The sequence below is a fragment of the Methylobacterium sp. TK26 genome (genome assembly GCF_055361565.1).
In genome coordinates this window covers 412,324-432,142 of record NZ_CM143965.1, presented here as the reverse complement: position 1 = coordinate 432,142, position 19,819 = coordinate 412,324, and the positions used below count along the sequence as shown (strand labels likewise).

Sequence of the window (19,819 nt, the reverse complement as noted above, 5' to 3'; positions counted from 1 at the left end):
CCGGGCTACTCGGACTTCGGCGCCTTCTCGGGGGCCTTCTCGGCGCCGCCCTTGGGCTTGCGGGCCTCCACCAGGGTCTCGGCCTTGTCCTCGTCGGTGTCGCCGCCCTGCTCGATGGTCTTGGCGGGGTCGGACAGGAGCGAGCGGGCTATGCCGAGCAGCACCTCGCATTCGCCGGGATACTTGTAGGTCTCCAGCACGATGGCCGCGTCGCGCAGCGTGCGCAGGTCGCGCACCGTCTGGGCGTTGGCGTCCTTCTGCAGTTCCGCCTTGGCGGCGATCTGTTCCTCGATCTTCGCGCCCTGAACGTCACAGGCGGCGAAGGCAGCCCCTGGCAGTGTCAGCGTGCCGAGCGTCAGGCACAACAGGGCGGTGAGGCGGGGCCGCATGGATCGTGTGTCCTCTCAGGCGTGGTGGGAATCCGCCGGGCGCAGGATCTCGTTCGTCAGCGCGACGAGCTGGCTCGGACGGTAGGGCTTCGGGACGAAAAGCGATTCCGGCACCGCTTCGCCGGTGGCGAGGCAGGCGCGGCCGCCGGAGGTGTAGACAACGGCCAAGTGCGGGCATTGCTCCCGCGCGTGGCGGGCCAGCACGATGCCGTTCGTGTTGCGGGCCAAGTCGATATCGGTGAAGAGCAGATCCACGCTCTCGCGGGAGAGGATGGCTTCGGCCTCCCAGGCGTCGGCGGCGGTGAGCACCCGGTAGCCCTCGTCCAGCAGCGCCTCGGCGGCGAGCTCGCAGACGGTGGGCTCATCCTCCACGACCAGCACCGTGGTGGCGGCGGGGGCGAGGTGCGGGACAGCCGGTACGGCGAACGCGAACGGGATCATGACGCAACTCCAACTCACCTGGCCAGGGCATACGGCCCCGGTGTCAGATCGCAGGGGAAACGGAGCCCCGCGGCTCGGCGTTCGCCGGATTTGCATCGAATTGCAGAGGTTAGGTGAGCGTTGCGTTAACCGCGTCGGCGGGGTGGTAAACGGAGGCGCCGGTTTGGTTAACGAAGGGTTGACGCGCTGCGTGTGGGAACGCGCTTCGTGAACCGCAGGTGGCAGTTGGGCGCGGGTTTGGTGCTGACCGCGCTGGCCGGCTACGTCGATGCCCTCGGCTTCCTGCGGCTCGGTGGCCTCTACACGTCGTTCATGAGCGGCAACACGACTCAATTCGCGGTCTATGTCGGCGAGGCCGAGTGGAACCGGACGCTGCTGCCCCTCGGGCTCGTCGCCGCCTTCCTGGCGGGCGCCATCCTCGGCAGCGTGGTGGCGATCCGCGTGCCCGACCGCTGGGCGACGCCGTCCGTGCTGGCCTTCGAGACGATCCTCATCGCCGCCGCCCTGGCCATCGGCCTGTCCTCCCCGGAGCCAAGCGGTGCGAGCCTCTCCATCGCCGCCGCGATGGGGGCGCAGAACGCGGTGCTCGCCCGGGTGAAGGGGTTCCGCGCCGGCACGACCTTCGTGACCGGCGCCCTGTTCAGCTTCGGCCAGAAGATCGCCGAGGCGCTGACCCGCACCGGTTCGCCGTTCGGCTGGGCCGGCGACGGCGTCGTCTGGCTGTCGCTTCTCGTGGGTGCCCTGTGCGGCGCCCTGGCCTATCGGGCCGTCAACCTCTACGCCCTGGTCCCGCCGGCGCTCGTCGCGGGGCTCCTGGCCTTGATCACCACCCTGATCGTCGCCCGCGCCGGTCCGGCCGCAAAGGTTTCCTCATGAGCTCTTCCATTTCCACCGCCTCGCTCACGAGCCACGTCGCCGATCTCGAACCCGGCGCCCATGCGGTCGCCGCCCACTGGCTCGGCGACGTCCCCTGCCTCGCGCTGGCCGATGGCCACGTCGCCCTGATCCGCGACGGTGACGTGTCCCGCGTCGCGTCCCATCCCGAAGCGGGCGTGCTCGTGGCGGCGGGGGGGCCGACGCGCCTCGTGACGGGGGGTGACGACGGCCGCGTGGTCGAGACCCGCGCCGACGGCACCACCCGCGAGGTCGCCACCGCCAAGAACAATGCCTGGATCGACGCCATCGCCCTGCACGGGGACGGCGCGCTGGCCTTCTCGGCGGGGCGCAACGTCGTGGCCCTCGATGCCAAGGGCCGCGAGAAGACCTTCCAGGCCCCCTCCTCCGCGCGCGGCCTCGCCTTCGCCCCCAAGGGCTACCGCCTCGCGGTGTCGCACTACAACGGCGCCAGCCTTTGGTACCCGAACCTGGAGACGGCGCCCGAGGACCTGTCGTGGAAGGGCTCGCATATCGACGTGTCGTGGTCGCCGGACGGGCGCTTCGTCGTCACCACCATGCAGGAGAACTCCCTGCACGGCTGGCGCCTCCTGCCCGACAAGGGCCACATGCGGATGTCGGGCTACCCCGGCAAGGTCCGCTCCCTGTCGTGGTCGTCGGACGGGAACTGGCTCGCCACCAGCGGCGCCGAGGCGACCATCGTCTGGCCGTTCGATTCCAAGGAAGGCCCGACCGGCAAGCCGCCGCGCGAATGCGGCGTGCGCCCGGCCCGCGTCTCCCGCGTCGCCTTCCATCCGAAGGCACCCGTGCTGGCGATGGGCTACGAGGACGGCTGCATCCTGCTGGTGCGCTTCACCGACGCGGCGGAACTGCTGGTCCGCCCGGCGGTCGCGGGTAGCGGCATCACCGCTCTGGCCTGGGACGGGCGCGGCGCCCGCCTGCTCTTCGGCTGCGGCGACGGCAAGGCCGGGGTCCTCACCCTGCCGGCCTGACCCCTCGGGTCGCACGGACAAGACAGGAGGCTCCCATGATCCCCCACGACCAGCCGCTCGCCATCGGCTCGCTCCTCTTCGAGGGCATCGACCAAATCGACCTCACCGGGCCGTTCGAGGTGTTCGGGCGACTGCCGAACTCCACCGTGCGGCTCTACTCGCCGGACGGGGCTCCGGTGCGCGACGTGCGGGGCCTGCGCCTCGTGCCCGACGGGGCCATCGCGGAGGCGCCGCAACTCGACGTGCTCCACGTCCCCGGCGGCGCCGGGCAGGAGGCGCTGATGCGCAACGAGGCCGTCCTCGGCTGGCTGCGGGATCAGGCGGCGGGGGCCAGGATGGTGCTCTCGGTCTGCACCGGGGCGCTGATCCTCGGCGCGGCCGGCTTGCTCCGGGGGCGGCGCGCGACGACCTATTGGAGCGCCGTCGACCTGCTTCCGCATTTCGGCGCGACGCCCGTCGATGAGCGCGTGGTGATCGACGGGGACTGGATCTTCGCGGCGGGCGTCACCGCCGGCATCGACGGGGCCCTGCGCCTCGCGGCGATCCTACGCGGCGAGGAGACTGCCCGCGCGATCCAATTGATGATGCAATACGCGCCCGAGCCGCCCTTCGACAGCGGCTCGCCGCACACCGCCTCGCCGGAGACCGTGGCGGCGGTGCGGGCGGCCTCCGCCGCCCTCATCGCCCGCCGGGAGGCCACGGCCCGCGCCATCGCCCACGAGTTCGGGATCGTGACAGGCGCGTGAAGCTCACCGCGTCCACGGTGACAGAACCGTCCATCGCGCTTATCTCACGCGGAGGACGGAACGACTGATGACGGACGTGACACTCAAGACCGCAAAATTCGGCATCGGTGCCATCGTGCGGCACAAGATCTATCCTTTCCGCGGCATCGTGTTCGACGTCGATCCCGTGTTCGACAACACGGAGGAATGGTGGCTCGCGATCCCGGAGGAAGTCCGGCCGCGCAAGGACCAGCCCTTTTACCATCTGCTCGCCGAGAACGCGGAGACCGAATACGTCGCCTACGTCTCCGAGCAGAATCTCCTGCCCGACACGTCGGGGGAGGCCCTGCGTCATGCCGGGATCAAGGAGATCTTCGAGCGCGACGCCTCCGGCACCTATCGGATGCGTGACCGGGCGACCAACTGAAAAAGGGCCGGGCATTCCTGCCCGACCCTCTCCGGTCGTATCGGGGCGCCCTGGGGCGCCCCTTTTGTTGTGTCGGCTTACTTGGCGGCGGGGGCGGCCGGAGCGGCGCCCTGCTGCGTCTCGAGCTTCTTGCGCATCTCTTCGCTGCGCTTCTCCAGCTCGGACTGAAGCTTCTTCTGCTGCTCCTCGAGCACCTTCGGGTCCATGGCCGGGCCGTCGAAGGCCTTGCCGAAGCCGGCCAGCGGCACGGCGAAGGTCACTTCGCGCTGAGTCTGGTTCTGCACCGAGACGTTGAGGGTCGTGCCCTTCTTGAGGGCGGCGATCACGGCCGCATCGACGCCGCCGACCTCGGCGAAGCAGCCGTTCGGGAAGCACACGGCGAAGCGGCCGGCGGTGGCGCCCTGACCGTCGACGCTGAAGCGGATGCCCGGCTGCAGCAGCAGGCCGAGGGGCAGCAGGAAGCGGACGACGCGGATTTCCTGCTTCTGCGCCGGGTTCTTCATGTCGTAGACGGCGGCGGCGAGCACCGGCTGGCCCTGGTCCGACACGAAGTCGCGGGTCGTGTAGCAGATGTCGGTGCCCGAACCCTGGTCCTTGCCGCACACCTTGGTCCAGTCGGCCTGGCTCGGCTCGGACTTCAGCGTGACGATCTGCGGGCCGGTCTGGGCGGCGGGGGTTTGCGCGGCCGGGGTCTGGCCGGGGGCGGGAGCAGCGGGAGCGGGGGCCTGGGCCGTCGGGGCGGCGGGCTTCTTCGGCTGAGCCGAGGCCGGAACCGTCGCCAGCGCGAGGCCCGCGAGGCCGAGGAAGGCGGCGCGCGCGAACGGCGCGGAGCGGGTGAAGGACATCGGCTCTTATTCCTTAGGGCGTTCGTTACCTGGACGTGGAACCTGCGCGGCGGCTTGCCGAAGCCTCCGGGGAGCGTGCCGCGATGACGATCGCCACTCGAAACCCGGTCGGAACGGTTTGGCCGTCGGCCGCTGCGAACCGGATGGATCCACCCGGAGGGCCGGGCGGCTGCTTTCCCTCCGAATGAGGCGAAGGCATGACGCTGTCGTCTCTTGGGAATCCGCGTGCGGACGCGGGCCTCCGTAGGCCGCATGCCGCCCCGCCGCAAGTGGCGCGACCCGGCGAGCGTCAACGCGGAGTTAACCATGATGGGGGAATGGTGCCCCCGAACGCTGTCCGTCAGGGGGCCGAGTGAGCGCGCACGCGGCGCATTTTCCGTCACAGCCGGCCGACGAGCCGCTGCGGCAGGGGCTGGCCACGGCCCTGATGGCGGCGGCGCGCCTCGCCCCGCAGCGGACATTTCTGCGCGATGCCGGAGACCGCCGCGCGTGGTGCGGCCGTCCCGCGATCACCTGGACCTACGAGGCCGCCGCCGAGATCGTCGGGCGGCTGGCGCGGGGGATCGCCGCATGGCGCCTCGCCCCCGGCAGCCGAATCGGCCTCTTCTTCGCGGGCGGCGCCGAATCCTCCCTCGCCCATCTCGCCGTCGAGGCCGCAGGCCACCTGCCCTGCCCGCTCTCGCCGCTCTGGGAGGGGGAGGCCCTGTCCGCCGCCATCGAATCGGCCGGGCTCGTCGCCGTCCTCACCGAGGGACGGCGCGGAACGCGGCGCCCGGCGGAGGAACTCGCCTTCACGGCCCTGCGCCATTTCGGGCTGCGCTTCCTCGCCGCCTTCGGGCCGGGGCTGCCGGACGGCGTGATCAGCCTCGACGCCATGGCGTTGGAACGCGGCATCGTCGCCCCCGCGCCCGGCCTCGGCCTCCTCACCTTCGCCGGCGGCGATCCGCGCCGCCCCGTCCGGCGGGATGCCGCCCTGTTCGGCGCGGCGGTCGCCGCCCACCGGGAACGCCTGCCCTCCCCGGAGCGCGTGCTCACCCTCCTGCCGCCGCACGACCTGCGCGGGCTCGTCACCGGCCTCGGCATGGCCGTGGCCTCCGGGGCGAGCCTCGAAACGCTAATCCCCTTCAATTCGGCCGCCTTCCGGGTCGCCCTCATGCGCCCGGTCCCGACGCGCCTCGTCGTGCCCGCCGCCTTCGAGGCGGCCATGGCCGAGACGACCCTGCCCTGGACGGTGCGGGCCATCGACATCGTCCACCGGGCGCCCGCGCGGATGCCCGTGCCCAGCGCCCGCGACGTGGCGGGCCCGCCCTGCCTCGACGTGCTCGTCCTCGATGAGGACGCGATCCTCACCCGCCCGCGCGGCCGGTGGGAGATCCCGACCCTCGACGAATCACGCGCGTCGGACGTTCCCCACCCGCTCGTTCGCCGGCCACGGGACGGGCGGCTGCTGTGCCGCGCCGCCCCTTCGCACCGCGATACGGAGGAGGCGTCCGGCGACGCGATCTGGCAGGAAACCGCCTATTGCGCCCATCAGGCCAAGGGCGTTCTGACCGTCGTCCCCACCCCCTGAACCCCATTCCGGGATCGGTTCAGCCCCCGGTCAGACTGTACGATTCACCTTCGCCACAGAGCGCGAAGGGTGGATCCAACAGCCTTTTCGCGGGTTTGGCTTAGGTTTCCGGGCGTGGCTATCTTTTCAGCCCGCAACCGATGGGGTATCGCTCAAGCTTATGGTTGCGCTGCAGCAAGTCCTCGTGGTGGATGACGGCGTTCGGGCCGTGGACCACTCGCTCTCCGGCGAGCTTGCCGGGCTGGGTTACGCCAGCGTCACCGCCTCCCTCGAGGCGGCGGACGATGTGCTGGCCGTCATCGCTCCTCCCGCCGCAGTCCTGGTCCAGGCGCCCGCCCGGCGCGATCCGACCTATGCGCGGCGGGCGGCCCGTCTCCGGGCACGGATGCGCGAACGCGGCATCCCCGTCATCCTGATCGGCGAGAACGGCGAGACCCGCAGCGGCGCGCCGGTCGACCTCGCGACACGGCTGGGTGCCTGCGTCGCGGCCAAGCCCGACTTTTAAAATCGGCGGACGCGGCAGCCTTCAGGCCGACGCCGTCCGCCTGTCCGCCCGCATCAGTTCGGGCGCGCCGAATCGCGGCAGCACCCCTTCCCGCATCACCATCCGCCGCAGCGGCCCGAGATGGGCCATGGCCAGCAGGCCGAGCCCCCGCGCCAGATCGAGCGGCAGCAATTCCGTGAGCAGCGAACGGTTCAGCGCATCGACGGCGGCCGTGCGCGCGGCGGCATCGATCCGGCGCCCGCCCGCGTAGGCCGAGAGCACGGCGCGGCTCCCCGGATCGCGCCCGTCCCGATGGGCCCGCGCCACCATGTCCCGCAGCGAGGCCGCATCGCGCAGGCCGAGGTTCAAGCCCTGCGCGCCGATGGGCGGGAAGACATGCGCCGCCTCGCCGATCAGCGCGAGCCGCGCCGCCACCGGGGTCGCGACGAGAAGCCCGCGCATCGGCACGAGGCCGCGCGGCCCGTCGATGCGCATCGTGCCGAGCATCCCCCGCGCCTGCCGCTCGACGGCCGCGCCGAGGCCGGCATCGTCCATCGCGGCCAGCCGTTCGGCCTGACCCTTCCCCGCCACCCAGACGAGGCTGGAGCGGAACCCGCCGCTCATCGGCACCAGGGTGAAGGGCCCGGACCGGGTGTGGAACTCCGTCGAGACGTCGCCGTGCGGCTTGGTGTGGGCGAGGATCGTGGTGATCGCCGATTGCGGGTAGTTCCATTCGCGGACGGAGACGCCGCTGGCGGCGCGCAGGGGCGAGCGGCTGCCATCCGCCCCGATGACGAGCCGCGCCTCGGCCGTGCCGCCGTCGGCGAGGGCGATGCGCGAGGACGCCTCGCCGGGCGCGGCTCCCACGGCGTCGCTCTCGACCAGGGTGAGGTTGGGCTGGCTGCGGGCGCAGCGGCGCAGGGCCGCCACGAGATGGGACGACTCCACGTTCCAGCCGAAGGCGTCGAGGCCGATCTCGGAGGAGTTGAACCGGGCGGGCGGCGGGCGGAACAGGCTGCCGGTGTCGTCCACGATCTGCAGGGTGCAGAGGGGGCTCGCCTTCGCGCCGACCTCGTCCCAGGCGCCGAGGGCCTTCAGGAAGCGCACGGAGCCGTCGAGCAGGGCGACGGTGCGCCCATCCGCCACCGGGGCGTGGCGGCCGACGAGGGCCGTCGGCACGCCCGCCTGCGCGCAGGCCAGGGCGGCGGCGAGACCCGCCGCTCCGGCCCCGACCACGGCCACCTCGACCTGCGGCTTCGCTGTTCCCGCTGACACGTCCCGCACCGCCTTCGGCCTCCGCTCGGGTCCTATCTGTCCTCCCCGCCGGTTCCTGCCAAGGGCGTGCGACGAGCAGGCGGTCCGCGTCATGAGTGGCATGGCGGGGAAGGCTCCGGTAAGCCCCTCCGGTCTAGCCTCGCCGAAAGCGATGTCCGAACCCAGCCTCCGCCCGAGCCTCCTCGATCCGCTCTTCGCCCCGGCCCGCACCCTGCCGGGCGTCGGGCCGAAGGTCGCGCCGTTGATCGAGAAGCTCCTCGGCTCGCCCGAGCGCGAGGCGCGCATCGTCGATCTGCTGTTCCACCTGCCGCAGGGCGGGGTGTCGCGCCGGCTCGTCGGCTCCGTGGCCGAGGCGCCGGCCGGCGAGCCCGTCACCATCGGCGTGACGGTGGTGGCGCACCGGCCGCCCACGGTCGGCGCGGGCCGGCGCCCGCACCGGGTGGTGACGGAGGATGCGACCGGCGAGGTCACGCTCGTCTTCTTCGGGATGCCCCGGGCGCGGATCGAGAAGATGCTGCCCCTCGGCTCGCATCGCTACGTCTCCGGCAAGATCGACGTGTGGGAGGGGATGCGCCAGATGGTGCATCCGTCCCGCATCATGGACGAGGCCGGGCTCGCGGACCTGCCCGCCGTCGAGCCGGTCTACGGCGCCACCGAGGGGCTGACCTCGCGGGCGATCAACAAGCTCGCCGTCGCCGCCCTCGACAAGCTGGCCCCACTGCCGGAATGGCAGGACCCGGCTTGGCTCGCCAAGAACCGCTATCCGCCCTTCGCCGACGCCCTGCGCGCCGAGCACCGCCCGGAGGACGTGCCGCCCCGCCCGGCCGATCCGCTCCAGCCGGCGCCCGTGACCCCCGCCCGGCGGCGCCTCGCCTACGACGAACTCCTGGCCTCGCAACTGGCGCTCGCCCTCACCCGCGCCCGCCAGCGGCGGAAGGCGGGCCGGGTGAACGCGGGGGACGGACGCCTCGTCGCGCGGCTCACGGCCGATCTGCCCTTCGCCCTCACCGGGGCGCAGAAGCGGGCGGTGGACGAGATCCGAACCGACCTCACTGAGCCCCGCCGGATGCTGCGCCTGCTTCAGGGCGATGTCGGCTCGGGCAAGACGGCGGTGGCGTTGCTCGCCATGGCCTCGGCGGTGGAGGCCGGGCGGCAGGCCGCCCTGATGGCGCCGACCGAGATCCTGGCCCGGCAGCATTTCGAGCGTCTGGTGCCCATGGCCGGCGCCCTGCGCCTGCGCCTGATGACCGGCCGCGACAAGGCTGCCGAGCGCCGGACGACCTTGGCCGACCTCGCGGCGGGGGAGATCGACATCCTCGTCGGCACCCATGCCCTGTTCCAGGAGGCGGTGACCTTCCGCGATCTCGGCCTCGCCGTGGTCGATGAGCAGCACCGCTTCGGCGTCCACCAGCGCCTCGCCCTCGGCGCCAAGGGCGAGGCGGTGGACTTCCTTGTGATGACCGCCACGCCGATCCCGCGCACCCTGGCGCTGACCTTCTTCGGCGACATGGACGTCTCGGTCCTCGACGAGAAGCCCGCCGGCCGCCAGCCGATCCGCACGGTCACGATGTCGACCGAGCGCCTGGACGAGGTGGTGGCCGGGCTCGGCCGGGCCATGGCGCAGGGCGAGCGCGTCTACTGGATCTGTCCCCTCGTGGAGGAATCCGAGTTCGTGGACCTCGCGGCGGCGGCCGAGCGGTTCGAGGACCTGAAGCAGCATTTCGGCGGTGTGGTCGGGCTGATCCACGGCAAGATGCCGGGGCCGGAGAAGGACGCCGCCATGGCCCGATTCGCGGCGGGCGAGACGACGCTGCTGGTCTCGACCACCGTGGTCGAGGTCGGCGTCGATGTCCCCCAGGCGACGATCATGGTCGTGGAGCACGCCGAGCGCTTCGGCCTCGCCCAGCTGCACCAGTTGCGGGGCCGCGTCGGGCGGGGCGCCAAGGCGTCGTCCTGCCTGCTGCTCTACCGGGGGCCGCTCGGGCAGGTCTCGCGGGCGCGGCTGGAGATGATGCGCGAGACCGAGGACGGCTTCCGCATCGCCGAGGCCGACCTGAAGCTGCGCGGCGAGGGCGAGGTGCTCGGCACCCGCCAATCGGGCATGGCCGCCTTCCGCCTCGCCCGGATCGAGAGCGACGGCGACCTCTTGGAGACCGCCCGTGACGATGCGAGGCTCGTGGTGGAGCGTGATCCGCGACTCGAAAGTCCGCGCGGTCAGGCCCTCCGGGTGCTGCTCTACCTGTTCGAACGGGAGGCCGCGATCCGCCTGATCGGGGCTGGCTGAACAAGTTCGTTCAGAAAACCGACAGGATCGAAAAGTGCGGAAAATTACTGCATAGTCGGTCAGAGCGCCGCAGCCGCTCCGCGATATGCGTGCGATAACAAGGTCTTAGAAATTTCTCGCCCGGCGGGTCCGGTCGTTCAGGCGAGCTTCAGGTAGGCTAAGACCTTGCATCCGACACAATCGTCCCTTAACTCCAGATGAACGAAAGGCCCGGTACGCCGGGTCGTCACGGACGAATCTGGAGGACGGACATGTCGAACGGACTGTTCCAGCACCTGCCGGGCTCCAACGAGATGGCCGGCCACTTCGCGCTCCCCAATGAGCCGTGGTTGATGCCCATCTCGGATCGGGAGTCCGTCGCGAACCGGACTGCGGACGAGCTTCAGGCCGCCGTGAAGCGGGCGTCTCGCCCGTTCTGGATCGCTGCCAATGGCCTCGTGGTGGCCCTCGGGCTTGCGCTCACCGTTCAGGCGAGCACGGGCTGGATGGCCCCCGCACAGCGCGCCACCGTCTCGGTGGCTCAGGCGACCCCGCCGACCATCGCGCCCCAGCAGGCTTCCCTGCAGCGCTGATCGGATCACGCGGGTTCAAGACGACGTTTCATGAAGGGCCGCCCCATCCGCCGGATGGGGCGGCCCTTCGCGTATCAGGCATCCTCCGGCGCCGCGTGCCGCGTCTCGGCAGGGTGTGGGCCCGGGGCGTGGGTCGAGCGCAGGGTCGCCGCCATGGCGTTGAGCCGCGCCTGCGGATCCTCCGGCTGGATGACGCCCGCCGACATCACGAGCTTGGCCGCGTCGTCCACGCTGATCGGCACCTCCACCACCTCCGAGCGCGGCAGGTAGAAGAAGAACCCCGTGGTCGGGTTCGGGGCGCAGGGCAGGAACACGCCCACGAGGTCGCCCCCCGAGACGCCCCTCCCCTGCAGGGCGTTCTCCACCTCCGGCGCGGCCGGCGCGGAGAGGAACACCACGGACCACGTGCCCTTCACGGGGAACTCCACCAGCCCCACGGTGCGGAACGAGGTGCCGTTCGCCGAGAACAGCGTCTCGAAGATCTGGCGCAGCCCCTTGTAGAGGCCGGAGATGACCGGGGTGCGGGCGAGCAGCACCTCCCCGAACTCGATGATCGACCGGCCGACGAGGTTGGCTGTGAGGAAGCCGAGCAACGTCACCGCCAGGAAGGCGATGACGAGGCCGATGCCGGGAATCGAGAACGGCAGGTAATGGTCCGGCAGGTAGCTCGCCGGGATCAACGGCTTCACGAAGGAATCGATGAGCGCGATGATCCACCACGTGATGTAGGCGGTGATGGCCAGGGGCCCCGCGACGATCACGCCGGTCAGGAAGTAGGTCCGCAGCCGCCCTCGGGCGCTCACCCGCCGTTTCGGCGCGGCCGGATCGATGTCCGGGGACGGGATCGGGGGAAGACTCGACGCCACGACTGCCCTCTCGGCCGCAGGCTACCGGGGAACCCGGCCCAAGGGTGGCGGGGCCCCCCGTCCGGAGAGGTAGCGGTTGCGCCTGCCGCGCTCAAGGGCCGGCGCCGCATGGCTCGTTTTTCATCGCGCACGATCTTATTGGGAAGGTGTCTAACGATGATCTCGGCGACTGCTACGTGTATCTTGTCTGGAATTGATCTAATTCACCTTTGTTGTGTTTGAGGAACAGGCGACGGCAATAAACGGAAACCCAGAACTAAACGCCGTTACTCAGTTGATCCGAGAAGCTTGGCCGCAGAAGAGGCGACAGGGCGCGCGTGCCGCGCCGCTTCGAGTCGATGAGCCATGTCCCGCCCGTGTCAGCGCCGTTCCCCCTCCCGGGTCCGGCTTCCCCTCGGCCTCGCCCTGGCGGCGGCGAGCCTCGGCCCGGTACGGGCGCAACCGATGCCGGGCGAGGTCGTCCTTGAGGAACTGAGCGTCGTCGGCCAGGGCAGCCCCGTCCCTGAGAGCGCCACCGGCCCGGTCAGCGGCTACCGCGCCACCCGCTCCGCCACGAGCACCAAGACCGATACGGCTTTGCGCGACTCGCCGCAGACCATCAACGTCGTGCCCCGGCAGGTGATCGGCGATCAGCAGGATCTGCGGCTCACCGATGCGGTGACGAATGTCAGCAACGTCGTGCCGGGCAGCACCGTCCAGGGGCGCTCGCAGAACTACATCATCCGCGGCTTCAGCACGCAGATCTTCGCCGTCGACGGCGTGCTCATCAATCCGGCCATCGCCTTCTATCCGGTCGAGCGCGACCTCGCGAATGCCGAGCGGGTGGAGGTCATCAAGGGGCCGGCCTCGGTGCTGTTCGGCCGGGGCGACCCCGGCGGCGTCGTCAACATCGTCACGCGGCGCCCGACGCTGGAGCCCTCTGGCGAACTCTCGGTGCTCGGCGGCGGCTTCGGCCTGCGCCGGGTGCAGGGCTCCGTGTCGAGCGCGCTGCTCGAATCCGATACCCTCGCCGGCCGGATCAGCTTCGCCGCGCAGGAAGACCCGACCTTCCGCAACATCGGCGACAACACCAATTCCAGGTACTTCATCGCCCCGGCGATCAGCTGGACGCCGACGCCCGACACGCGGGTCTACCTCAACTCCGAGTTCACGAAGCAGCACAGCCAGTACGACGAGGGGCTCATCGCCTTTCGGGGACGGGTGCCGCTGGACGATGTCGGCCGGTATTACGGCACGCCGTGGTCCCGCTATTACGGCGAGGTCAATTCCACGACGCTGCGCATCGAGCACGACGTCAACGAGAACCTGACCCTACGCCAGATCGTGAACGGGCAATGGGGCGTGTTCCACGTCTTCGCGTCCCGCGCCACGGGGGTGAACGCCGCCGGCACGACGGTCGCCCGCCGGGAAGCAACGGTCGATTCGACCTTCGCGGCGGTGGATACCCAGAGCGAGGCGGTGCTGAAGTTCGACACGTTCGGCCTCGGCCACACGGCGCTCTTCGGCTTCGAATACACGAACGGGTTCCGCCACCCGTACTCGCTCCAGGGCGTGCTGCCCTCGACCAGCTTCCTGAACCCGATCCTCACCAACGTCTCCCCGGTGCGCCTCAGCCTGCAATCGGACCTGAAGCAGAAGCTCGAATTGTTCGGCTTCTATTTGCAGGATCAGATCGCCCTCACGCCGCAATTGCAGCTCGTGATCGGCGCCCGATTCGACCTCGGATCGCAGTTCTATTTCAGCCGCACCACGGCCTCGCGGACCATCCCGCCGGATCAGGAGCTGTTCGGCGCCTCGCCCCGGGTCGGCCTAATCTACCGGCCGTTCGAGCCGCTGACCTTCTACGCGAGCTACGCCACCTCGTTCGCGCCGCAGACGGCCAATGTCCTGAACGTCGCCAACCCCGCGCCGGAGACCGGCGAGCAGGTCGAGATCGGCACCCGCATCGACATCCTGCCGACCCTGACCCTCTCCGGCTCGGCCTTCCGCATCACCCGCGACAACGTCGCCGCCACCGATCCGGTGAACACCGGCTTCTCGGTCATCACCGGGCAGCAGCAATCGCAGGGGTTCGAAGCGGATCTCGCGGGGGAGATCCTGCCGGGCTGGAACGTGATCGGCGGCGTCGGCTTCCTCGACGCGAAGATCACCCGCGACACCACCTTCGCCATCGGCAACCGCCTCGCCGGCGTGCCGACCTTCAGCGGCAGCGTCTGGACGACCTACGAGTTCCACGAGGGCTGGCTGCGCGGCCTCGGCCTCGGTGCGGGCGTCACCTATGTCGGCCAGCGGACCGGCGATTTGAACAACAGCTATTCGGTCGGCGCCTATGCCCGCGTGGACGCCGCCCTCTGGTACGATTTCGACGAGCGCTGGCGTCTCTCGGTCAACCTGCGCAACCTAACGGACGCGCGCTACATCGAGCAGCCGTTCAACCAGTTCAACAACACGCCGGGGGCGCCGTTCTCGGCCATCGCCGCGATCCGCGTGAAGCTGTAGCGCGTCTCACTCGGCGGGCGCGGGCAGCAGCGGCTTGCGCGCGGCCCGCCGCCCGGCGGCCCGGCGGCGCAGGACGTAGAGCGCGATTCCCGTCGCCGCGAAGCCCGGCATCGCCAGGGCGGCGAGGCAGAACAGCAGGGCGAAGCCTGCGCCGAAGAAACGGCCGCGATGCACTTCCAGCATGTTGCCGGCGATCCGCTTGCCCAGCGGCTGATCGGCCGCGCGCTCGGCCGAAATGAGAGCGCCGGTGGCGGCCTCGTATCGCGCCTCGTTGCGGGCGGCGGGCCGGTCGTCGTCGCGGGAGAACCAGCGGATGCGGATCGGCTGGCGCCCCTCCTCCGGCAGCAGGATCTGCGCGCGGGCGGCGTTCCGCCCCTCGCCCTCGTGGAACGCGGCCCAGACCGCATCGAGGGAGGGCGGCCCCTCCGGCGCGGCCTTGGGGCGCTTGCCCATCGCGGCCGGCTTGGCCCCGCCGACGAGCAGGGCGTTCGCCCCGTCCTTGAACCAGCCATAGGACCATGTGAGCCCGGACAGGGCGATGATCAGGTAGACCGGCAGCAGCCATGTCCCGGCCACCGCGTGCAGCGACCACCACCGCGCCCGCCCCGGCCGGGACAGGCTCGGGCGCAGCCAGATCCTGAGGCGGTGCACCTGCGGCCAGCGCAGCACGATCCCCGTGACGAGGAACACGAGGAGGGCGATGGCGCAGGCGCCCGTGATCTGCCGTCCCCACCCGTTGCCCTCGCCGGGCAGGAGCAGGAAGCGGTGGAGGGCGAGCGCCGTGTCGAACAGGGCCTCGCCCCGCACCGGCCCGAGCAACGCGCCGTCATAGGGGTCGGCGAAGACCGAGCCCGGCCGCTGTCGCGTCGCCGGATCGCGGGCGAAGCGGATGGTGGCGCTGGCGGTTGGGTCGTCCTGCAGGGTCAGCCGCGCGACGCGCTGGCCGGGCCTCTGCGCCTCAATGCGCGTCGTGAGATCCGACAGGGCGAGCGGCGGCGCCTCCCGCGTCGCGACCGTTAGGCGATCATGGTTCGCCCATTCGGTAAGAGCCTCCTCGTAGCTGAGGAGTGCGCCGGTCGCGCCCATCACCGCCAGGATCAGCCCGGCCGTGAGGCCGAGCGCCCAGTGCAGGCGGAAGAGGATCGCGCGGGGGCTCGGCATCGAAAGGGCTCCGGGCTGTCCGCCGGGACGGCAGCATGTCGCACCGGGTAGGTGATGACGCAGGCCCGATCAAGCGCCGCGCGCAAGCATTGCGAGCGTAGAGCGCCCGAACTTTGCTTGATTATAAGAGATCTAATGTAGCTTTTCGCCTCGTTCAGATCGTCGAGGACGCTGAATGCTGCGCCGAACGAGCGCGCGGGTCGGTGGCGGGGCGCCCAAGCTTTTCGGGCGCTCGCGAGGCGCGTCTACAGTCTCCGAACAAAGATGTCAGGCTACTCGCCGCTTGAAACAAATTGATACACAACCTTCAAAGCACAGTTGCAACTCTCCTTCAGCATCCGGTGTTTATAGGCCCTTACGAAGGAGGAAGACTTCCATGCGAATGAAGTTGATTGGCGCGGCCCTTCTCGCGCTCGGCACCATCACCGCCACGGCGGGGAGCGCGGAAGCCCGCGATGGGTGCGGCCTCGGCTTCCACCGCAATGTCTACGGCTTTTGCCGTCCGAACGGCTTCTACCGCCCCTACGCGTTCCGTCCGGCCTACGGCTATGGATGGCGTCGCCATTACGGCTGGCATCGCCACTGGGGCTGGCACCGCCATGTCGGCTGGCGCGGTGGCTGGCACCACGGCTGGCGCCGCTGGTAACGCCTGAGGCGGCCATCACCGCCCCGTGCGCCGGTCGTGCCGTCTCTCGCGAGGCGGCGCGGCCGATAGGGCGTGGCGCGGAGCGCTTTCCTTGCCGGCGAACGGCAAACCGCGTGGCCGTAGGCAAACATAAGACATTGCGGGCAGGTGCCGCGGCCAATTCTTGCAGTCGTTGCACCGACTTCCCCCGTTTGGTCACGAATTGGTGACGCTTGCCTGTCCTTCTGGTCGTGAAGCGGTGCGTCCCGGCGTGCCGTCACGCCCGATCGGTCCCCGATGCCCGCCTCCCAACCGCTCCGCGTCGTCGCCACGAACCCCGCCGTCGAGGCCGACCCCGTGCGCCGGTTCGCCTCCTATTTCGACGGGCTCGACCAGGGGGTGATCGCCATCGACCGGCGGGGCCGCGTCGTCCTCGCCACCGCCCCCGCCCGCGCCATCCTGACGGGCCTCGGTTTCACCGCGACCGCCGGCTCCTCCGGGCGGCACCTGCTGCGCATCCTGGCGGCGATCACCGGCTCCGGCCTGCGCGACGGCTTCGCGATGCTGCGCCGCGCCCGCACGGAGGAAGGCCCGCAAGCCTTCGAGGCGGTGACGGCCGGGCGCACCATCGCGCTACGCATCCACCCCATGGACGAGGGCTGGACCGTCGCCCTGGAGGACATGACCGAGGTCCGCGCGAAGGAGGCGAACTCGGCCGAGCTGGCGCGGATCGATCCGCTCACCGGCCTCGCCAACCGGCTGATGCTGCGCGAGCGCCTCAGCGCCTCCCTCGACCGTCTGAACCGCTACGGCGAGCCCTGCGCCGTGCTCCTCCTCGACCTCGACCGGTTCAAGCCGATCAACGACACCCTCGGCCATGCCGTGGGCGACGCGCTGCTGGAAAAGGTGGCCGACCGCCTGCGCTCGGCCGTGCGCAGCGCCGACACGGTGGCGCGGATCGGCGGCGACGAGTTCGTGGTGATCCAGGCCGGCGCCGCGCGGCAGGAGGACGTGACGATCCTCGCCCGGCGGCTCGTGGACCTGATCGGCCGTACCTACATCATCGACGGGCAGTTGCTGACGATCGGCGTCAGCGTCGGCGCGGCCCTCGCGCCCAAGGACGGCACCGACGCCGAGCGGCTGCTCAAGCATGCCGACCTCGCCCTCTACCGCGCCAAGCTCGACGGGCGCGGCACGTTCCGGTTCTTCGAGCCGGAGATGGACGTGCGGATGCAGGCCCGCCGCCGGCTGGAACTCGATATCCGGCAGGCCCTCGCCCGGCGGGAATTCGTGCTGCACTACCAGCCGCAATTGAACCTGAAGAACCAGAGCGTCACCGGCTGCGAGGCGCTGCTGCGCTGGAAGCATCCCGAGCGCGGGACAGTCTCCCCGGCGGATTTCATCCCGCTGGCGGAGGAGGTCGGCCTGATCGTCCCGATCGGCGAATGGGTGGTGCGGCAGGCCTGCCGGGACGCGGCCCTGTGGCCGGCTTCGGTGTCCGTGGCGGTGAACGTCTCGCCCGCGCAGTTCAAGAGCGAGCGGCTGGTGGACATGATCGTCTCCGCCCTCGCCACGTCGGGCCTGCCCCCGCGCCGCCTGGAGATCGAGATCACCGAGGGCGTGCTGCTGCAGAACAACGAGCACACGCTCGACACGCTGCACCGGCTGCGCAAGCTCGGCGTGCGCGTCTCCATGGACGATTTCGGCACGGGCTATTCCAGCTTGAGCTACCTGCGCAGCTTCCCCTTCGACAAGATCAAGATCGACCGCTCCTTCGTGAAGGACATCGCCACCGCGCCGGATGGCGACGCGATCATCCGCGCCATCGCCGGACTCGGCCGCAGCCTCGGCATGACGACGGTGGCGGAAGGGGTGGAGACCGAGGAGCAGATGCGCCGCATCCAGGCCGAGGGCTGCACCGACGTGCAGGGCTATCTCATCAGCCGGCCGGTGCCCCTCGACGACCTGTTGCGCCTGCTGCCCCGCGATCCGAACGACAGCCCGTACGCCCCGGAAGTTCACCCATGAGCGACCTCTACCGCCTCGTCTACGCCAGCAAGAACCTGCTCAACGGCTCGGAGCCGGAGGCCCGGGCGGCCGTGGAGACGATCCTCGACGCCTCACGCCGCAACAATCCCCGCGTCGGGGTGACGGGGGCGCTGATGTTCAACGACGGCGCCTTCGCCCAGGTGCTGGAAGGCCCGCAGAAGGGCGTCGAGGACACGTTCGAGCGCATCCAGCGCGACCTGCGCCACGGCGACGTGACGGTGCTCGAATGCCGCCCGGTGACAGAGCGTAGCTTCTCGGAATGGTCGATGGCCTTCGTCGGCCGCTCGACCGGCGGACAGGCTGCCTGGAGCCGCCTTGCCACCGAGAGCGGCTTCGACCTGCGCCGCCTCGACGGTGACGAGGTCTTCTCCATGCTGCACGGTCTCGTCCTGGAGGAAGAGGGCATGGCCGCCCCGCCCCCCGCCCCGCCTGCCCTCGACACCGCCCGCCTGCGCGAGGAGATCGCCCCGCTCCCCCGCCCGCAGGTCATGCCCGCGCCCGAGCCCAACTCCAACCCCAACCCTATGCGGATCGCGGGCGATGCCGCCGCCATCGCCATCCTGAAGGCGGCCCTGGCGGAGGAGCGCACCCGCACGACGGCGCTGCGCCGCGAACTCGACGCCCTGCGCGTCGCCCTGGCGGAGGCCGAAGGCCGGCTCGATCACCTGCGCGAGCAGCGCGACCTCTGGCGCTACCGCTCCCGTGTGCTGGCGACGGCCCTGTGCGAGGACGCCGACGGTGACGACGCCGTGCAGGAGGACGAGCGCGCCGTGGCGTGAGCACCAAATCGACAACGGATTGTAAAAATAACCAGAAATTTGAAGAGTCTATCAACCCTCAAGGCAAGCCGGTTTGACCTATTAACGCCCTTAAAACCGGCCGCTATCAGAAGTGGAGGCAAGCAAAAGAACGGTAGGGAGCCACAGTGCTTTCGTCGGAATCGACTCGTAAACTCGTGAAGCTGCTGCCGTTGCTCGCGAGCGATCAGGACGGCGAAGTCGCCGGGGCTGCCAGGGCCATCCGCCGGGCGCTCGCCGCGGACAATCTCGATCTGCATGACCTCGCGCGCATCCTCGTCGGCCGCACCGAGGGTGTTGCCAGGCCGGACGAACGCGGCGAGGCGAAATCCCCCGATCCGCGAAGGCCCACGGCGGCGGAAGGACCCTCGTCCGATCGGCGTTCGGAAACGCGGTTTCGAAAAGTCCTGCAGGCCGGCAAGATCGTGCTTCCGAACGGCGGCGTCCTCGATTGTAAGGTGAGGAACCGTTCCGAGAGCGGTGCGCTCCTTCATCTCGCTAGCCTCACCGGCGTCCCGGATCAGTTCGTCCTGCAAATTCCATCAACCGCAGAGATGTTTGCCGTCGAGATCGTGTGGCGCGGCGATCGCGAAATCGGTGTTTTCCGAATCTAACTCGTCCAATCTCTTACGGTGAGAGAGCAAGGAGCAATCTGCCTTCTGCTACCTTTTTTTCGGAGAAAGGCCTGTCCACGACAACGATCAAGCCGGTCACGAAACTCCCCGACGGCAAGGAGATCAGGCCCGAGACGGTGCTCGCCGACGGTCAGGTGCTCGTCCGCGAGATCCGCTTGCAGACGTGACGCCCCGCCCGCACAACTCCGTGAGTGCGGGCGTTCACGCGTCCGCCGAGCCTCACGCCGACACAATTGGCAATTAGCCCTTAATCTACACAGATCCCAGGTTTGAGATGTGTGCTGTAAGG

Annotated in this window: 19 protein-coding genes; 13 read left to right on the top strand and 6 right to left on the bottom strand. The window is 70.2% G+C overall.

The window, feature by feature from the left end:
• Window positions 1–5 precede the first annotated feature (5 nt).
• Complete coding sequence (locus ACXJ1Y_RS02140) at window positions 6–389, bottom strand: photosystem reaction center subunit H (RefSeq protein WP_463848541.1); 384 nt, start codon at window positions 387–389, stop codon at window positions 6–8.
• A 15-nt stretch (window positions 390–404) separates the two neighbouring features.
• Window positions 405–830 (bottom strand): response regulator, encoded by a 426-nt coding sequence (locus ACXJ1Y_RS02135; protein WP_243953300.1) that lies wholly within the window; start codon window positions 828–830, stop codon window positions 405–407.
• Window positions 831–1,037: 207 nt separating this feature from the next.
• Between ACXJ1Y_RS02135 and ACXJ1Y_RS02130 the strand changes: the two genes are divergently transcribed.
• The 4 genes from ACXJ1Y_RS02130 (at window position 1,038) to hspQ (ending at window position 3,868) form a co-directional block, all read left to right on the top strand.
• Window positions 1,038–1,706, top strand: coding sequence for a YoaK family protein (locus tag ACXJ1Y_RS02130; RefSeq protein ID WP_463848540.1), 669 nt, complete (start codon window positions 1,038–1,040; stop codon window positions 1,704–1,706).
• A complete protein-coding gene (locus ACXJ1Y_RS02125) occupies window positions 1,703–2,716 on the top strand; it encodes a WD40 repeat domain-containing protein (protein ID WP_463848539.1) in 1,014 nt (337 codons plus the stop codon). The genes ACXJ1Y_RS02130 and ACXJ1Y_RS02125 overlap by 4 nt, the downstream gene beginning before the upstream one ends.
• Before the next feature lie 35 nt (window positions 2,717–2,751).
• Entirely contained in the window at window positions 2,752–3,462 is a 711-nt protein-coding gene (locus ACXJ1Y_RS02120) for a DJ-1/PfpI family protein (protein ID WP_463848538.1), read from the top strand.
• Window positions 3,463–3,529: 67 nt separating this feature from the next.
• Window positions 3,530–3,868, top strand: a complete 339-nt coding sequence (hspQ, locus tag ACXJ1Y_RS02115) for a heat shock protein HspQ (RefSeq protein ID WP_463848537.1) — start codon at window positions 3,530–3,532, stop codon at window positions 3,866–3,868.
• 77 nt (window positions 3,869–3,945) lie between these two features.
• Here hspQ and ACXJ1Y_RS02110 read toward each other — a convergent pair whose 3' ends face one another.
• Window positions 3,946–4,713, bottom strand: a complete 768-nt coding sequence (locus tag ACXJ1Y_RS02110; RefSeq protein WP_463848536.1) for an invasion associated locus B family protein — start codon at window positions 4,711–4,713, stop codon at window positions 3,946–3,948.
• A 352-nt stretch (window positions 4,714–5,065) separates the two neighbouring features.
• Here ACXJ1Y_RS02110 and ACXJ1Y_RS02105 point away from each other — a divergent pair, with 352 nt between their 5' ends.
• Both ACXJ1Y_RS02105 and ACXJ1Y_RS02100 read left to right on the top strand, forming a co-directional pair.
• Window positions 5,066–6,283 carry an AMP-binding protein gene (locus ACXJ1Y_RS02105; RefSeq protein WP_463848535.1) on the top strand — a complete coding sequence of 406 codons (1,218 nt, stop codon included), beginning with the start codon at window positions 5,066–5,068 and terminating at the stop codon, window positions 6,281–6,283.
• Between the two features lie 160 nt (window positions 6,284–6,443).
• Window positions 6,444–6,788, top strand: coding sequence for a hypothetical protein (locus ACXJ1Y_RS02100; RefSeq protein ID WP_243953292.1), 345 nt, complete (start codon window positions 6,444–6,446; stop codon window positions 6,786–6,788).
• Between the two features lie 21 nt (window positions 6,789–6,809).
• Here ACXJ1Y_RS02100 and ACXJ1Y_RS02095 read toward each other — a convergent pair whose 3' ends face one another.
• Window positions 6,810–8,042, bottom strand: coding sequence for an FAD-dependent monooxygenase (locus tag ACXJ1Y_RS02095; protein ID WP_463848534.1), 1,233 nt, complete (start codon window positions 8,040–8,042; stop codon window positions 6,810–6,812).
• A gap of 151 nt (window positions 8,043–8,193) precedes the next feature.
• Here ACXJ1Y_RS02095 and recG point away from each other — a divergent pair, with 151 nt between their 5' ends.
• Together recG and ACXJ1Y_RS02085 are read left to right on the top strand one after the other, a co-directional pair.
• Complete coding sequence (gene recG, locus ACXJ1Y_RS02090) at window positions 8,194–10,326, top strand: ATP-dependent DNA helicase RecG (RefSeq protein ID WP_463848533.1); 2,133 nt, start codon at window positions 8,194–8,196, stop codon at window positions 10,324–10,326.
• 251 nt (window positions 10,327–10,577) lie between these two features.
• On the top strand, window positions 10,578–10,898 hold the full coding sequence (locus tag ACXJ1Y_RS02085; protein WP_463848532.1) for a hypothetical protein: 321 nt from the start codon (window positions 10,578–10,580) through the stop codon (window positions 10,896–10,898).
• Window positions 10,899–10,972: 74 nt separating this feature from the next.
• On the opposite strand, the gene ACXJ1Y_RS02080 is transcribed toward ACXJ1Y_RS02085, so the two are convergent.
• Window positions 10,973–11,764 (bottom strand): DUF502 domain-containing protein, encoded by a 792-nt coding sequence (locus ACXJ1Y_RS02080; RefSeq protein ID WP_243953288.1) that lies wholly within the window; start codon window positions 11,762–11,764, stop codon window positions 10,973–10,975.
• A gap of 345 nt (window positions 11,765–12,109) precedes the next feature.
• On the opposite strand from ACXJ1Y_RS02080, the gene ACXJ1Y_RS02075 reads away from it, so the two are divergent.
• Entirely contained in the window at window positions 12,110–14,263 is a 2,154-nt protein-coding gene (locus tag ACXJ1Y_RS02075) for a TonB-dependent receptor (RefSeq protein ID WP_463848531.1), read from the top strand.
• A 6-nt stretch (window positions 14,264–14,269) separates the two neighbouring features.
• Here the strand turns inward: ACXJ1Y_RS02075 and ACXJ1Y_RS02070 are convergent, their stop codons facing one another.
• Complete coding sequence (locus tag ACXJ1Y_RS02070) at window positions 14,270–15,424, bottom strand: PepSY-associated TM helix domain-containing protein (RefSeq protein WP_463848530.1); 1,155 nt, start codon at window positions 15,422–15,424, stop codon at window positions 14,270–14,272.
• 376 nt (window positions 15,425–15,800) lie between these two features.
• On the opposite strand from ACXJ1Y_RS02070, the gene ACXJ1Y_RS02065 reads away from it, so the two are divergent.
• The 4 genes from ACXJ1Y_RS02065 to ACXJ1Y_RS02050 all read left to right on the top strand — a co-directional run bounded on the left by ACXJ1Y_RS02065 (window position 15,801) and on the right by ACXJ1Y_RS02050 (window position 19,509).
• The gene (locus tag ACXJ1Y_RS02065) at window positions 15,801–16,070 is read left to right on the top strand and encodes a GCG_CRPN prefix-to-repeats domain-containing protein (RefSeq protein ID WP_463848529.1); all 270 of its coding nucleotides are present in this window, start codon (window positions 15,801–15,803) and stop codon (window positions 16,068–16,070) included.
• Between the two features lie 276 nt (window positions 16,071–16,346).
• A complete protein-coding gene (locus ACXJ1Y_RS02060) occupies window positions 16,347–18,077 on the top strand; it encodes a putative bifunctional diguanylate cyclase/phosphodiesterase (RefSeq protein WP_463848528.1) in 1,731 nt (576 codons plus the stop codon).
• Window positions 18,074–18,877 (top strand): BLUF domain-containing protein, encoded by an 804-nt coding sequence (locus tag ACXJ1Y_RS02055; RefSeq protein ID WP_463848527.1) that lies wholly within the window; start codon window positions 18,074–18,076, stop codon window positions 18,875–18,877. Before ACXJ1Y_RS02060 ends, ACXJ1Y_RS02055 begins: the two co-directional genes overlap by 4 nt.
• A 176-nt stretch (window positions 18,878–19,053) precedes the next feature.
• Complete coding sequence (locus ACXJ1Y_RS02050; RefSeq protein WP_463848526.1) at window positions 19,054–19,509, top strand: hypothetical protein; 456 nt, start codon at window positions 19,054–19,056, stop codon at window positions 19,507–19,509.
• Window positions 19,510–19,819: the final 310 nt, after the last annotated feature.